Origin of the sequence: Cupriavidus necator (assembly GCF_016127575.1) — a bacterium.
In the GTDB taxonomy this organism is placed as follows: domain Bacteria; phylum Pseudomonadota; class Gammaproteobacteria; order Burkholderiales; family Burkholderiaceae; genus Cupriavidus; species Cupriavidus necator_D.
On the sequence record NZ_CP066019.1, the window covers coordinates 833621 to 846495 of the forward strand.

A 12875-nucleotide genomic window follows, 5' to 3' on the forward strand; every position below is an offset into this window, starting at 1 on the left:
TCAGAGTGTAGTGGGGCTGGCCGCTGCCGTAGGGAGGTCGCGCACCAGCTGTCGCAGCGGCATGGCGTCATCGCACAGCCGTGGCAGCAGGTCTTCGACGGCATGGCCGAAGAGCGCGCGCAGCGGCCGCAGGTCGCCGCCGGCATTGATGGCGATGGCGTGGCTGAGCCGGCCGTGCCGGGTGCCGAGCAGCATGAACCTGGGGCAGGGCGCGTCGCTGGCGGCGATGCCGCGCCAGGCATAGCGGGTATCGGGAGTGGCCGCGCCGAGCATCTGCACGTTGCAGCCGAACTGGTCGGTCCAGAACCACGGCATCGCCGCGGGTTCGGTCTGCACGCCCAGCATGGCGGCGGCGGCGATGCGCGCCTGCTCGTTGGCGCTTTGCCAGGACTCCAGCCGCATGTGGGCGCCGAGCCGGGGCTGGTACTGGCTGCAGCAGTCGCCCGCGGCATAGATGCCGGCCGCGCTGGTGCGGCCCTGCTGGTCGACCTGGATGCCGCCGTTGGCGGGGTCCAGCGCCAGGCCGGCGGCGGCGCCGAGCGCCACCTCGGGCGTCAGCCCGATCGCGACCACCACCAGCGGCGCCTGCAACGCCGCGCCGTCCGCAAGCCTGACCTGCACGCCATCGGCCTGCGGCACCAGGGCCGCGATGCCGCAGCCGAGCCGCAGCTCGACGCCTTGCGCAAGCACGCGCTGCGCCAGCCAGCTGCCAAGCTCAGGCGGCAGCGCGCGGCCGAGCAGCCGGTCGGCGCTTTCGATCAGCGTGACCCGGAGGCCGAGGCCGGCCGCGGTCGAGGCCGTTTCCAGGCCAAGGAAGCCGCCGCCGATCACGATCACTTCGCGCGCGCGCTGCATGGCATCGCGCAGGCGGGCGGCGTCGTCGAGCGTGCGCAGGTAGTGCACGCGGGGCGTGCCCGGGGGAAGCGTAGGCAGGACGCGCGCATTGCCGCCTGTGGCGAGCAGGCAGGCGGCGTAGCGAATGGCCTCGCCATCGGCGCAGTGCGCCACGCTGTGCGCGGGGTCCAGCGCGGTGACCGTGGTGCCAAGCCGCAGCTCGATCTCCTGCCCGGCATAGAAGCCGGCGGGGTGCACGCCGATCTTGCCGTCCTGCGCGGCATCGGCGAGCACGGACTTGGACAGCGGCGGGCGTTCGTACGGTGCATGGCGTTCGCCGCCGGCCATGACGATGCGGCCGCGATGGCCGAGCCTGCGCAGTTCGGCAGCGGCCATCGCGCCTGCCTGGCCGGCGCCGACAATCAGGATGGGCGTGTCTTGTGGCATGCTCGGCTCCTTCAAAGCTCGACCCACACCCGGCTGTCTTCGAACTTGACCGGGTAGGTGCGGATGTCGCTGGTGGCAGGCGCGCACATCGCCTTGCCGGAGCGGATGTCGAAGCGGGCCTGGTGCAGCGGGCACTCGATGCAGCCGTCTTCCAGGTAGCCGTCGGACAGCAGCGCGTACTGGTGCGTGCAGACGTTGTCGGTGACGAAGTACTGGTCGTCGCTGCGATAGACGGCGAGCTGGCGGTCCCCCAGCGTGAGCGGCATTACCTCGTCGTTCCGCAGGCCGTGGGCGGCGTCGATTTCAATCCATGCCATGGCGATCTCCGTGAATTTGATTTGTCAGTATGCTGAATATATAAGATCAGTGTACTGATGTTTTATGCTCGCAGTATTCTGGTTAACCCTGGCCCGGGTTGGCCGCGCCGGATCCGGCTGGCCCCACCGCGGGCGCGCCGGCCTGCAGCGACGGGCGGGCCTGCCAGCGCGCCAGGATCTCGCCCATGATGCCGCGGCGGAACGTCAGCACGCACACCACGAAGATCAGCCCCGTCACCATGCTGACCGATTCGCCCAGCGTTTCGAACCAGCCGATGCCGGTCATGGCCGCGAGCGCATTGCCGGCGTCGCCCAGCTTGTTTTCCAGCGCCACGATCACCAGCGCGCCGACCAGCGGGCCCGACAACGTGCCCATGCCGCCGACCAGCGTCATCAGGATGACCGTGCCCGACATCATCCAGTGCACGTCGGTGAGCGTGGCAAAGCCCAGCACCAGGGTCTTGAGCGCGCCCGCCAGCCCGGCCAGCGCCGACGACAGCACGAACGCCAGCAGCTTGAAGCGGTCCGCGTCATAGCCCAGCGAGATGGCACGCGGCTCGTTCTCCTTAATCGCACGCAGGATCTGCCCGAACGGCGAGTTGACGATGCGCATGATGCCGAGGAAGGCCGCGGCGGTGATCAGCAGCACGACGTAGTACATGGTGTGGTCCGACGCCAGCGGCAGCACGCCGAACAGGTCGCCCCGCGGCACCGCCTGGAGGCCGTCTTCGCCACCGGTCGCGGGCGCCTGCAGGCAGAAGAAATAGAACATCTGCGCCAGCGCTAGCGTGATCATGGCGAAGTAAATGCCCTGCCTGCGTATTGCCAGTGCACCAAACACCAGGCCGAGCAGGGCACCGAACGCGGTGCCTGCGAGCAGGCCAAGCTCCGGCGTCAGCTGCAGGAACTTCATCGCATAGCCGCAGGCATAGGCGGCGCCGCCGAAGAAGGCCGCATGGCCGAACGACACCAGCCCGGTGTAGCCCAGCAGCAGGTTGAAGGCGCAGGCAAAGAGCGCGAAGCACAGCAGCTTCATCACCAGCACCGGGTAGGCGCCCAGCCAGGGCGCGAGCAGCAGGACCGCCAGCAGCAGTCCGTAGGCGAAGGTCGCACGCTTTCCGCTTGCCATCATTTTTCCTTTCCAAAGAGCCCGGCGGGGCGCACCAGCAGCACGCACACCATGGCGACGAAGACCACCGTCGCGGAGGCTTCGGGGTAGTAGACCTTGGTAATACCCTCGAAGACACCCAGGCCAAGTCCGGTGAAGATCGAGCCCAGGATCGACCCCATGCCGCCGATCACCACCACGGCGAAGACCGTGATGATCAGATTCTGGCCCATCAGCGGCGAGACCTGCATCACCGGCGCGGCCAGCACGCCCGCCAGCGCGGCCAGGCCCACGCCGAACGCGTAGGTCAGCGTCACCAGCAGCGGCACGTTGACGCCGAAGGCCTCGACCATGCGCGGATTCTCGGTGCCGGCGCGCAGGTAGGCGCCCAGCCGCGTCTTCTCGATCATGAACCAGGTGGCAAAGCACACCGCCAGCGACGCCAGCACCACCCATGCGCGGTAGTTGGGAAGCACCATGAAGCCCAGCTGGCTCACGCCAGACAAGCCTTCAGGCGTGGGATAGGGCAGGCCTGAGACGCCATAGATCGAGCGCAGCGCGCCTTCGATCAGCAGGCAGATGCCCAGCGTCAGCAGCAGCCCGTACAGGTGGTCGAAGCGGTAGAGGTGGCGCAGCATGGTGCGCTCCAGCACCACGCCGAGCGCCCCGGCCAGCACCGGTGCCAGCACCAGCATCAGCCAGTAGTTGAGCCCGAGATAGTTCAGGCCCATCCAGGCCAGCACCGCGCCGAGCATGAACAGCGCGCCGTGCGCAAAGTTGATCACGTTGAGCAGACCGAAGATCACGGCCAGGCCCAGGCTCAGGATCGCGTAGAACGAGCCGTTGACCAGCCCCAGCAGTAACTGGCTCAGCAGCGCGGGCAGGGGCACTCCAAACAATTCCATGAAAGTCTCCTTAAACGCCCAGCAAGGCGCTGAGCGTGGGCATCTTTCGTTCGAGCTCATCGGCGCCGAAGGCCTCGACGATGCGGCCGTGCTCCATCACGAAGAAGCGGTCCGCCAGCGGCGCGGCAAAGCGGAAGTTCTGCTCTACCATGACGATGGTGTAGCCGCGGCCGCGCAGCATGGCGATCATCTTCGCCAGCTTTTGCACGATCACGGGCGCCAGGCCTTCCGAGATCTCGTCGAGCAGCAGCACGCTGGCGCCAGTGCGCAGGATGCGGGCCACCGCCAGCATCTGCTGCTCGCCGCCCGACATGCGCGTGCCCTGGCTCTTGCGCCGCTCGTGCAGGTTGGGGAACATCTCGTAGATCTCGCCCAGCGTCATGGGCTCGCGCAGTCCGACCGCCCCCGGGGTGCAGGCGAATTGCGGCGGCAGCAGCAGGTTCTCCTCGCAGGACAGGCTGGCGAAGATGGCGCGCTCTTCCGGGCAGTAGCCCAGGCCCAGCGGTGCGATGCGGTGCGTCTTCATGCCGATGGTTTCCTGGCCGTGCACACGCACCGAACCCTTGCGCATGCCGACCAGGCCCATGATGGCGCGCAGCGTGGTGGTGCGTCCGGCGCCGTTGCGGCCGAGCAGCGTCACCACCTCGCCCGGGTTGACGGTCAGGTCCACGCCGTGAAGGATGTGCGACTCGCCATACCAGGCGTGCAGGCCGCGGAGTTCGAGGGCAGGGGAGGCCGTCCTTGTCATGATGCCTCCGCGTTCAGCGCCGCCGCGGCTGCGTGGCGGTCTTCGGGTTCGTCGGTGGTTCCCATATAGGCTTCCCTTACCTGCGGATTGCGTGAGATCTCGTCATAGGTCCCTTCTGCCAGCACCGCGCCGCGCTGCAGCACCGTGATGCGGTCCACGATGGACGACACCACGCTCATGTTGTGTTCCACCATCAGCACCGTCCGCCCCGCCGAAACGCGCTTGATCAGGGTGGTGACGGTCTCCACGTCTTCATGCCCCATGCCTTGCGTCGGTTCGTCCAGCAGCATCAGCTCCGGGTCGGTCGCGAGCGTGGTGGCGAGTTCCAGCGCGCGCTTGCGCCCGTAGGCCAGCTCCGCCGTGCCCAGGTGCGCGAAGCCGGCCAGGCCGACCGCATCCAGCAGTTCCATGGCGCGGCCGTCCAGCCGCGACAGGGAGCGCCTGCCACGCCAGAAATGCCAGGAGGTCCCGAGCCGGCGCTGCAGCGCGATGCGCACGTTCTCCAGCACCGTCAGTTGCGGAAACACCGCCGAGATCTGGAACGAGCGGATCACCCCCATGCGGGCGATCTGGGCCGGCCGCAGCGCGGTGATGTCGGTGCCGTTGAAGTGGATCGAGCCTGACGAGGGCGCATGGAACTTCGTCAGCAGGTTGAAGCAGGTGGTCTTGCCGGCGCCGTTGGGGCCGATCAGCGCGTGGATCGAGCCCCGCCGCACGGACAGGCTGACATCGCTGACTGCGGTAAAGCCCTTGAACGCCTTGGTCAGTCCCTGCGTCTGCAGGATTACATCAGTGTCAGGCATGGCGCGCTCACTTCTTCACCAGGGGACATTCGCTGGCGGACAGCGGCCGGAAGGCTTCGTCGCCGGGGATCGTGCCGATGTACCTGACCAGGTCCCACGGGCCCTTGGACTCGGCCGGGGTCTTGGCCTGGGCCAGGTACATGTCATGCACCATGCGGCCGTCGACACGCACCTTGCCATTGCGCACGAAGGCATCGTTGACGGGCAGCGCGCGCATCTTCTCCGCCACGGCCGGGCCTTCCACGGTCTTGGCGGCTTCCACCGCCTTCAGGTAATGCAGCACGCCTGAATAGACGCCGATCTGGCCATGCGTGGGATAGGCCTTGTGGCGCTTGTAGTAGCGCTCGACGAAGTCCTTCGACTTGCCATCCAGGTCGAGCTTGAACGGGTCGACATAGGTCAGCCCTTGCGCAGCGTTCAGGCCCAGGCTCTTGATATCGGTGATGAAGGTGGAGGGCGTGATCACCGTCTGGCCCGCCTTGATCAGGCCGAACTCGCCGGCTGCCTTGACCCCGTTGATCATGTCGTTGCCGGCGTTGGCCAGCACCACCACCTTGGCCTTGGAAGCCGAGGCGGCCACCACCGGGCTGCTGAAATCGCTGGCGTTGAGCGGATGCCGGGTGGCGCCCACGTTCTTGCCGCCGCCTGCGTCCACGGCCTTGCGGAAATCTGCCTCCAGCGACTGGCCGAAGGCGTAGTCCACGGTGATGTAGTACCAGCTGTTGCGGCCCTGTTCGATCATGCGCCGCACCAGCGGGTAAGACACCGAATACGTGTCCCAGGCCCAATGGAAGCCGGTGGGCGAGCAGTTCTGGTTGGTCAGCGCCATGGCGCCGCCGGTCGAGACGATGTCGATCTTCTGCTTCTGCCGCGCCACCTCCTGCACCGCCAGCGCGGTCGACGAGTTGGGAAAGTCGATCACCATGTCGACGCCATCGGTATCGAACCAGCGGCGCGCCAGCGACGAGGCGATATCGGCCTTGTTCTGGTGATCGGCGGAAAGCACCGTCACAGGTTTGCCGAGGGCCTTGCCGCCGAACTCTTCCACGGCCATCTGCGCGGCAAGCACGGAGCCCTTGCCGGAGAGGTCGGCATAGGAGCCGGACATGTCGGTGATGACGCCGATCTTCACGCCATTGGCGTCGGCCAGTGCGGGCGTGGCGGCGGCCAGGCCCAGCAGGGCGGAGGACGCAGCGAGGGTGCGGAGGATGCGAGAGGTGGACATCAGGGGCTCCAGGTTGTCTACGCGAAAGATTGGAATGGTTGCTGCGTCGGCAGACCGCGGCGCCATCGCTGCGCCGCGGGTAGCGCGGATAAACTCAGTATACTGAATAGTTTGCCGGAAGAAAGGGCGGAGAGATCCGCCCTTCAGCTTCACCCGTAGTGCCGCTCAGGTGGCCAGATCGCGGCCGCGCGTCTCCGGCACGAACAGCATGCCGATGACAAAGGCCAGACCGGCGATGATCACCGGGTACCACAGGCCGAAGTAGACGTCGCCGCTGGCCACGTTCATGGCCGTGACCACGAAGGACAGCATGCCGCCGACCCAGCCCGCGCCGAGGTGGAAGGGCAGCGACAGCGAGGTGTAGCGCACCCGGGCCGGGAACAGCTCCACCATGAAGGCCGCCATCGGCCCGTACACCATGGCCAGGAACAGGATCGGGACCAGCAGCAGCACGAATACCATCGGCGTGTTGATCTTGGCGGGGTCCGCGCGCTCGGGCCAGCCGGCCGCCACCAGCGCGCTCTTGATGGCGTCGCGGTCAAAGCCCTGCAGCGTGCGATCCGCGATGCGTACTTCAGCCTGCGCCGGATTGCTGGCCGGCACGAAGGTGTAGCCCACGCCCAGGTCGGTCAGGTAGCCGCGGATCTTGTCGCAGGCGGACACCGGCTCGCCGAACAGGCGCGCCTTGCAGTCGCCGGCCGTCACCTGCACGGCGCCCTGCTGCTGGAACTGTTCCAGCGCCGGATTGGCATAGTGCGTCAGGCCCTTGAACACCGGCTGGATGCACACCGCCGCCAGCAGGCAGGCGGCCATCATGATGTACTTGCGGCCGATGCGGTCGGACAGCCAGCCGAACAGCAGGTAGCAGGGGGTGGCCACCACCAGCGCGATCCCGATCAGCATGTGGACCGTTTCGAGCGGCACGTGCAGCGTCTTGTTGAGGAAGAACATCGAATAGAAGTGGCCGGTGCCGAAGATGGCGCCCAGGCCCGCCGCCACCACGAACAGCAGCAGCACCGACCTGAGGTTCTTCCAGTTGGTGAAACTCTCGCGGATCGGCGCCCTCGAGGTGGTGTTGGCAGCCTTCATCCGGGCAAAGACCGGCGATTCATGCAGCTTGCCGCGGATGTAGACCGAGATCACCAGCATCACAAGCGACACGATGAAGGGAATGCGCCAGCCCCAGTCACGGAACTCGGCCTCGGTCAGGAAGGTCTTGAGCAGGTAGACGACCAGCAACGAGGACAGCAGGCCCAGCGTTGCCGTGGTCTGCAGCGAACTGGTGTACAGCCCGCGCTTGTGCACGGGGGAGTGCTCGGCCACGTAGGTGACCGCGCCGCCGACCTCGCCGCCCAGCGCCAGGCCTTGCAGCAGCCGCAGCAACACCAGCAGCACGGTGGCGGTGATGCCGATCTGCTCATACGTGGGCAGCACGCCGACGCCGACGGTGGCAACACCCATCAGCAGGATGGTGACCAGGAAGGTGTACTTGCGCCCGATCAGGTCGCCCAGGCGGCCGAACAGCAGCGCGCCCACCGGCCGTATCAGGAAGCCTGCGCCGAAGGTGGCCAGGCTGGCCAGGAAGGCGGCAGTCTCATTGCCCTTGGGGAAGAACAGTGCGCCGAAATACACCGCCAGTGCGGCGTAGATGTAAAAGTCGTACCACTCCATCAGGGCGCCGAAGGAAGAGGCAAGGATGACCTTGCGCTCCTCGGCTGTCATGCCGGATGCGGGGGCGCGTGTCTCGCTGCGAGTCAGGCTGATCGTCATGGCGGGGGTCCTTTGGTCTAGCTATTGTCTCTATATGTCTGCTCGTCCCGGCGGTGCCGGCGCCGCTGGCCAGGGCCTGTCGGTCCCTCGCGCAGTGCAGCGCCGCATCCTTCCGGTGCATCAGTCAGTATGCTGATGAGAAACGCAGTATGCTGAGCAAAATGCGGGCCAGTCCACAATGTGCCGGAATGCCCGAAATCGCCTATTTAAATGGCCTTTTAATATCGTCAGCATACTGAGCATCTGGGCTCAGTGTACTGAGCACCTATGGTCATCGTTATAGGTGTTAACCCTCCGCGCCGTTTCTAGACTTTTGGAAATTCGCTGACTAGAATCCGAAACTAATCAGTGTACTGATCAATTGCATCGGTGCACGCCGCATGCCATGCAGCACACGCCCGCAGCGAAGCGATTTCACCAATCAGGAGCCCCCACCAGCATGACCAAAGTGAAGAAGATCGCCCTCGAAGAGCATTTCATGACGCCGGGATTTCAGGCCTATTCCAAGGCGTTCACGCAGCATATTGATCCGGCGGTGTTTGCCGAGCTGGGCCGCCGCCTCGCCGATTTCGACGAGGACCGCCTTGCCGAGATGGACCGCGCCGGCATCGACATCACGGTGCTGTCGCAGACGGGTCCGGGCGTGCAGGGCGAGCGCGATGCCGGCCTCGCCGTGGCGCGGGCGCGCGAGAGCAATGACTTCCTGGCCGCGCAGATCGCGCGCCACCCCACGCGCTTTGCCGGCTTTGCCGCGCTGCCCATGCACGACCCGGAACAGGCCGCGCGCGAGCTGGAACGCGCCGTGCGCGAGCTTGGCTTCAAGGGCTCGCTGGTGAACGGCCATACCCACGGGCGCTACTACGACGACCCGGCATACGATGCTTTCTGGGAGCGCATGCAGGCGCTGGACGTGCCCATGTACCTGCACCCGACCGACGCGCTGGTTCAGCCGCAGGTCCTGGCGGGCCACCCCGAGCTGACCGGCGCGGCGTGGGGCTGGGGCGTCGAGACCGCATCGCATGCGCTGCGGCTGCTGTTCGGCGGCGTGTTCGACCGCTTCCCGCGCCTGAAGCTCATCCTCGGCCATATGGGCGAGGGCCTGCCGTACCAGCGCTGGCGCTTCGACAGCCGCTTTGCGGTCTATTCGCACGGCGTCCGGCTGGAGCGCTCACCTTCGGAATACATCGGCACCAATATCGTCATCACCACTTCGGGGGTGTGTTCGCACGGTGCGCTGGCCGGTGCCATTGCCGAGCTCGGCGCTGAGGCCGTGATGTTCTCGGTCGACTATCCCTACGAATCCACCGAAGTCGCGGCGAAGTTCATCGAGGACGCGCCGCTCGACGACACCATGCGCGCGCTGGTCTGCCACGGCAACGCGCAACGCCTGCTCAAGCTGTAACCGTACAACCCGAGGACCCTCATGCAAAAAGTCTTTCGCATCGGCCAGATCGTTCCCAGCTCGAACACGACCATGGAAACCGAGATTCCCGCGATGCTGCTGGCGCGCCAGCAGATCCGTCCGGAGCGCTTCACCTTCCACTCCAGCCGCATGCGCATGAAGAAGGTGGTCAAGGAAGAGCTGGCCGCCATGGATGCCGAATCCGACCGCTGCGCGGTGGAACTTAGCGACGCCCGCGTCGACGTGCTCGGCTACGCCTGCCTGGTCGCCATCATGGCCATGGGCCACGGCTATCACCGCAAGTCGGAGCAGCGCCTGAAGGTCCACACCATCGAGAATGGCGGCGACGCGCCGGTGATCACCAGCGCCGGTGCGCTGGTGGATGCGCTGCGCGTGATCGGCGCGCGCCGCATCGCCGTGGTCGCGCCATACTTGAAGCCGTTGACCGAGCTTGTGGTGGATTACATCCGCAACGAAGGCTATGAGGTGGTGGACTACCGTGCGCTGGAGATTCCGGACAACCTTGAGGTCGGCCGCCACGATCCGGCGCGGCTGCCGGGCATCGTGTCGCAGATGAACCTGGCGGATGTCGATGCCATCGTGCTGTCGGCCTGCGTGCAGATGCCGTCGCTGCCGGCAGTGGCAAAGGTAGAGGCGATGACGGGTAAGCCGGTCATCACCGCGGCCATTGCCACGACCTACGCCATGCTCAAGGCGCTGGACCTGGAGCCGGTCGTGCCGGGCGCCGGCGCGCTGCTGTCGGGCGCCTACTGAGGGCTTGCCATGACCACCTTCCTTTATGGCGGGCATGTCCATGCCAACGGCATTCGCCAGCACTTCCTGCGCTATGGTGGAAACGACGGTGAACGCGCCGCGCGCGATCCCGTGATCATCGTGCCGGGCATCACCAGCCCGGCAATCACCTGGGGCTTCGTCGGCGAGCGCTTTGGCGCCAGCTTCGATACCTATGTGCTGGATGTGCGCGGGCGTGGCCTGTCGTCGGCCGAGGCCGGGATGGACTACAGCCTCGACGCCCAGGCCCGCGACGTGGTGGCCTTTGCCGAGGCACTTGGCCTGCGCCGCCACAGCGTGGTTGGCCATTCGATGGGCGCGCGCATCGGCGTGCGCGCCGCGGCGGGCCGGCCTGGCGGCCTGGCCAGACTGGTGCTGGTCGACCCGCCGGTGTCGGGGCCCGGGCGCCGCGCGTATCCTGCGCAACTGCCGTGGTATGTGGATTCCATCCGCCTGTCGCGCCAGGGCACCGACGTGGAAGGCATGCGCCGCTTCTGCCCGACCTGGACCGACGAGCAGCTGCGCCTGCGCGCCGAATGGCTGCATACCTGCAACGAAGACGCCGTGGTGCGCAGCTTTGAGGATTTCCATCGCGACGACATCCATGCGGATCTGCCCCGGGTCAAGGTGCCGACGCTGCTGATGACCGCCGGGCGTGGCGACGTGGTGCGCGCTGAAGACGTGGCGGAGATCCGCACGCTGCTGCCGGGGGTGCTGGTCAGCCACGTTGCCGGGGCCGGCCACATGATCCCGTGGGATGACGAAGCGGGCTTTTACGCGGCGTTTGGGGATTTCCTCGGCGCGCCGCTGACGCAATGACAAGCAAGGAGGCGACATGCCGGTAAGTGACCACCAGATGATCGAGGCCTGGCGCAAGGTGCTGAAGCTGTCGCGGCTGGAGCCGGGGCAGACCGTCACCATCCTGACCAGCGCCGCGACCCACCCGCAGACGCTCTCCACCGCGCTGATCGCCACGCAGGCGATGGGTGCCATCGTCAACCGGCTCGACCTGCCGCCCGTCAACGGCGAAAAGGCGCTGAGCCGCGACGCGCTGGCCTACCTGGGCACGACCCCGCTCACGGGCAACCGGGCCGCGATTGCCGCGCTCAGGGAAAGCGACCTGGTGCTGGACCTGATGACGCTGCTGTTCTCCCCCGAACAGCACGACATCCTGAAGGGCGGCACCAAAATCCTGCTGGCCGCCGAGCCGCCCGAGGTGCTGACGCGCCTGGTGCCTTGCGAGGCCGACCGCGAGCGCGTCAAGGCCGCCTCCGAGCGGCTGGCCCGCGCCAAGGAGATGCATGTGGTGTCGCCGGCCGGCACCGACCTGCGCTGCCCGCTGGGCGAGTTCCCGGCCATCAGCGAGTATGGCTTTGTCGACGAGCCCGGGCGCTGGGACCACTGGCCCAGCGGCTTCGCGCTGACCTGGCCCAACGAGGGCGCTGCCAATGGCACCATCGTGCTGGAGCGCGGCGACATCCTGCTGCCGCAGAAGACCTACGTCACCGAGCCGGTCATGCTGACGGTGGAGGGCGGCTTTGCCACGCGCATCGAAGGCGGCCTGCACGCCGAACTGCTGAGCGAGTACATGGCCTCCTTCAACGACCCGCAGGCCTATGCCATCTCGCATATCGGCTGGGGGCTGCAGCCGCGCGCGCACTGGTCCACGCTGGGGCTGTACGATCGCGAGGCCACCATCGGCATGGACGCGCGCGCGTTCGAGGGCAACTTCCTGTTCTCGCTCGGCCCCAATAACGAAGCCGGCGGCAGCCGCACCACGGCCTGCCATATCGATATTCCCGTGCGCAACTGCACCGTGCGCCTGGACGGCGTGGATGTGGTGAGCCGCGGCAAGGTCATGGACGGGTTCCGCTACCCGGAGGAGAAGTAGCCATGCACAAGGAGATCGGCGCGTACCAGCGCCAGGGCTTCGGCAACGACCTGGAACTGGCGGGCCCGTTCGGGCTGCTGCTGGTCGATTTCGTCAACGGCTTTGCCGACCCGGAGGTGTTCGGCGGCGGCAATATCCGCGAGGCCATCGCCAACACCGTGCCGCTGCTGGCCGTGGCACGGCGCGAAGGCTGGGCGATTGCGCACAGCCGCATCGTCTTTGCGGACGATGGTTCGGACCACAACATCTTTTCCATGAAGGTGCCGAACATGCTGTCGCTGAAGGAGCGCGAACGCAACAGCGCCATCGTCGAAGAACTGGCGCCGCGGGTGGGCGAGCTGGTGGTGCGCAAGACCGTGCCGTCGGCGTTCTTCGGTACGTCGCTGGCCGCCTGGCTGACGCAGCGCGGCGTGCGCACGCTGGTGGTGGCCGGCGCGGTGACCAGCGGCTGCGTGCGCGCCAGCGTGGTGGACGCCATGCAGTACGGCTTGCGGCCGCTGGTGCTGTCGGATTGCGTCGGCGACCGCGCGCTTGGACCGCACCAGGCCAACCTGTTCGACATGGAGCAGAAATATGCGACGGTCACCACGCGCGCGGAAGGGCTGGCGGCCATCGGGGTGCGCGAATGAGCGC

13 protein-coding genes are annotated in these 12875 nt (G+C 66.9%); 5 read left to right on the top strand and 8 right to left on the bottom strand.

Going from position 1 to position 12875, the window contains the following annotated elements; all coding sequences use genetic code 11:
- The 8 genes from I6H87_RS22780 to I6H87_RS22815 form a co-directional block, all read right to left on the bottom strand.
- Positions 1-1281 carry an NAD(P)/FAD-dependent oxidoreductase gene (locus I6H87_RS22780; RefSeq protein ID WP_011616806.1) on the bottom strand — a complete coding sequence of 427 codons (1281 nt, stop codon included), beginning with the start codon at positions 1279-1281 and terminating at the stop codon, positions 1-3.
- Between the two features lie 11 nt (positions 1282-1292).
- Entirely contained in the window at positions 1293-1598 is a 306-nt protein-coding gene (locus tag I6H87_RS22785; RefSeq protein WP_011616807.1) for a non-heme iron oxygenase ferredoxin subunit, read from the bottom strand.
- An 82-nt stretch (positions 1599-1680) separates the two neighbouring features.
- A complete protein-coding gene (locus tag I6H87_RS22790; RefSeq protein ID WP_011616808.1) occupies positions 1681-2727 on the bottom strand; it encodes a branched-chain amino acid ABC transporter permease in 1047 nt (348 codons plus the stop codon).
- Positions 2727-3611, bottom strand: coding sequence for a branched-chain amino acid ABC transporter permease (locus tag I6H87_RS22795; protein ID WP_010813507.1), 885 nt, complete (start codon positions 3609-3611; stop codon positions 2727-2729). Before I6H87_RS22795 ends, I6H87_RS22790 begins: the two co-directional genes overlap by 1 nt.
- A gap of 10 nt (positions 3612-3621) precedes the next feature.
- A complete protein-coding gene (locus tag I6H87_RS22800; RefSeq protein WP_010813506.1) occupies positions 3622-4359 on the bottom strand; it encodes an ABC transporter ATP-binding protein in 738 nt (245 codons plus the stop codon).
- The gene (locus I6H87_RS22805; RefSeq protein WP_011616809.1) at positions 4356-5162 is read right to left on the bottom strand and encodes an ABC transporter ATP-binding protein; all 807 of its coding nucleotides are present in this window, start codon (positions 5160-5162) and stop codon (positions 4356-4358) included. Before I6H87_RS22805 ends, I6H87_RS22800 begins: the two co-directional genes overlap by 4 nt.
- Before the next feature lie 7 nt (positions 5163-5169).
- Positions 5170-6387, bottom strand: a complete 1218-nt coding sequence (locus I6H87_RS22810) for an ABC transporter substrate-binding protein (RefSeq protein WP_011616810.1) — start codon at positions 6385-6387, stop codon at positions 5170-5172.
- A 165-nt stretch (positions 6388-6552) separates the two neighbouring features.
- Positions 6553-8157, bottom strand: coding sequence for an MFS transporter (locus I6H87_RS22815; protein ID WP_010813503.1), 1605 nt, complete (start codon positions 8155-8157; stop codon positions 6553-6555).
- Between the two features lie 439 nt (positions 8158-8596).
- Between I6H87_RS22815 and I6H87_RS22820 the strand changes: the two genes are divergently transcribed.
- The 5 genes from I6H87_RS22820 to I6H87_RS22840 are packed head-to-tail and all read left to right on the top strand — an operon-like array spanning position 8597 to position 12871.
- The gene (locus I6H87_RS22820; protein WP_011616811.1) at positions 8597-9559 is read left to right on the top strand and encodes an amidohydrolase family protein; all 963 of its coding nucleotides are present in this window, start codon (positions 8597-8599) and stop codon (positions 9557-9559) included.
- 21 nt (positions 9560-9580) lie between these two features.
- Entirely contained in the window at positions 9581-10333 is a 753-nt protein-coding gene (locus I6H87_RS22825) for a maleate cis-trans isomerase family protein (protein WP_011616812.1), read from the top strand.
- Positions 10334-10342: 9 nt separating this feature from the next.
- Positions 10343-11170 (top strand): alpha/beta fold hydrolase, encoded by an 828-nt coding sequence (locus I6H87_RS22830; RefSeq protein ID WP_062804643.1) that lies wholly within the window; start codon positions 10343-10345, stop codon positions 11168-11170.
- Between the two features lie 16 nt (positions 11171-11186).
- Positions 11187-12242, top strand: a complete 1056-nt coding sequence (locus I6H87_RS22835; protein WP_010813499.1) for a 2,5-dihydroxypyridine 5,6-dioxygenase NicX family protein — start codon at positions 11187-11189, stop codon at positions 12240-12242.
- A 2-nt stretch (positions 12243-12244) separates the two neighbouring features.
- Positions 12245-12871: an N-carbamoylsarcosine amidohydrolase gene (locus tag I6H87_RS22840; protein WP_011616814.1), complete on the top strand. Its 627-nt coding sequence runs from the start codon at positions 12245-12247 to the stop codon at positions 12869-12871.
- The last annotated feature ends 4 nt before the right edge of the window (positions 12872-12875 follow it).

Excerpts from the sequence above, each read along its gene's own strand:
- I6H87_RS22825 (WP_011616812.1), top strand. The coding sequence starts at position 9,581 with ATGCAAAAAGTCTTTCGCATCGGCCAGATCGTTCCCAGCTCGAACACG.
- I6H87_RS22795 (WP_010813507.1), bottom strand. The coding sequence starts at position 3,611 with ATGGAATTGTTTGGAGTGCCCCTGCCCGCGCTGCTGAGCCAGTTACTG.
- I6H87_RS22810 (WP_011616810.1), bottom strand. The coding sequence starts at position 6,387 with ATGTCCACCTCTCGCATCCTCCGCACCCTCGCTGCGTCCTCCGCCCTG.
- I6H87_RS22840 (WP_011616814.1), top strand. The coding sequence starts at position 12,245 with ATGCACAAGGAGATCGGCGCGTACCAGCGCCAGGGCTTCGGCAACGAC.
- I6H87_RS22780 (WP_011616806.1), bottom strand. The coding sequence starts at position 1,281 with ATGCCACAAGACACGCCCATCCTGATTGTCGGCGCCGGCCAGGCAGGC.
- I6H87_RS22805 (WP_011616809.1), bottom strand. The coding sequence starts at position 5,162 with ATGCCTGACACTGATGTAATCCTGCAGACGCAGGGACTGACCAAGGCG.
- I6H87_RS22785 (WP_011616807.1), bottom strand. The coding sequence starts at position 1,598 with ATGGCATGGATTGAAATCGACGCCGCCCACGGCCTGCGGAACGACGAG.
- I6H87_RS22815 (WP_010813503.1), bottom strand. The coding sequence starts at position 8,157 with ATGACGATCAGCCTGACTCGCAGCGAGACACGCGCCCCCGCATCCGGC.
- I6H87_RS22835 (WP_010813499.1), top strand. The coding sequence starts at position 11,187 with ATGCCGGTAAGTGACCACCAGATGATCGAGGCCTGGCGCAAGGTGCTG.
- I6H87_RS22800 (WP_010813506.1), bottom strand. The coding sequence starts at position 4,359 with ATGACAAGGACGGCCTCCCCTGCCCTCGAACTCCGCGGCCTGCACGCC.
- I6H87_RS22790 (WP_011616808.1), bottom strand. The coding sequence starts at position 2,727 with ATGGCAAGCGGAAAGCGTGCGACCTTCGCCTACGGACTGCTGCTGGCG.
- I6H87_RS22830 (WP_062804643.1), top strand. The coding sequence starts at position 10,343 with ATGACCACCTTCCTTTATGGCGGGCATGTCCATGCCAACGGCATTCGC.
- I6H87_RS22820 (WP_011616811.1), top strand. The coding sequence starts at position 8,597 with ATGACCAAAGTGAAGAAGATCGCCCTCGAAGAGCATTTCATGACGCCG.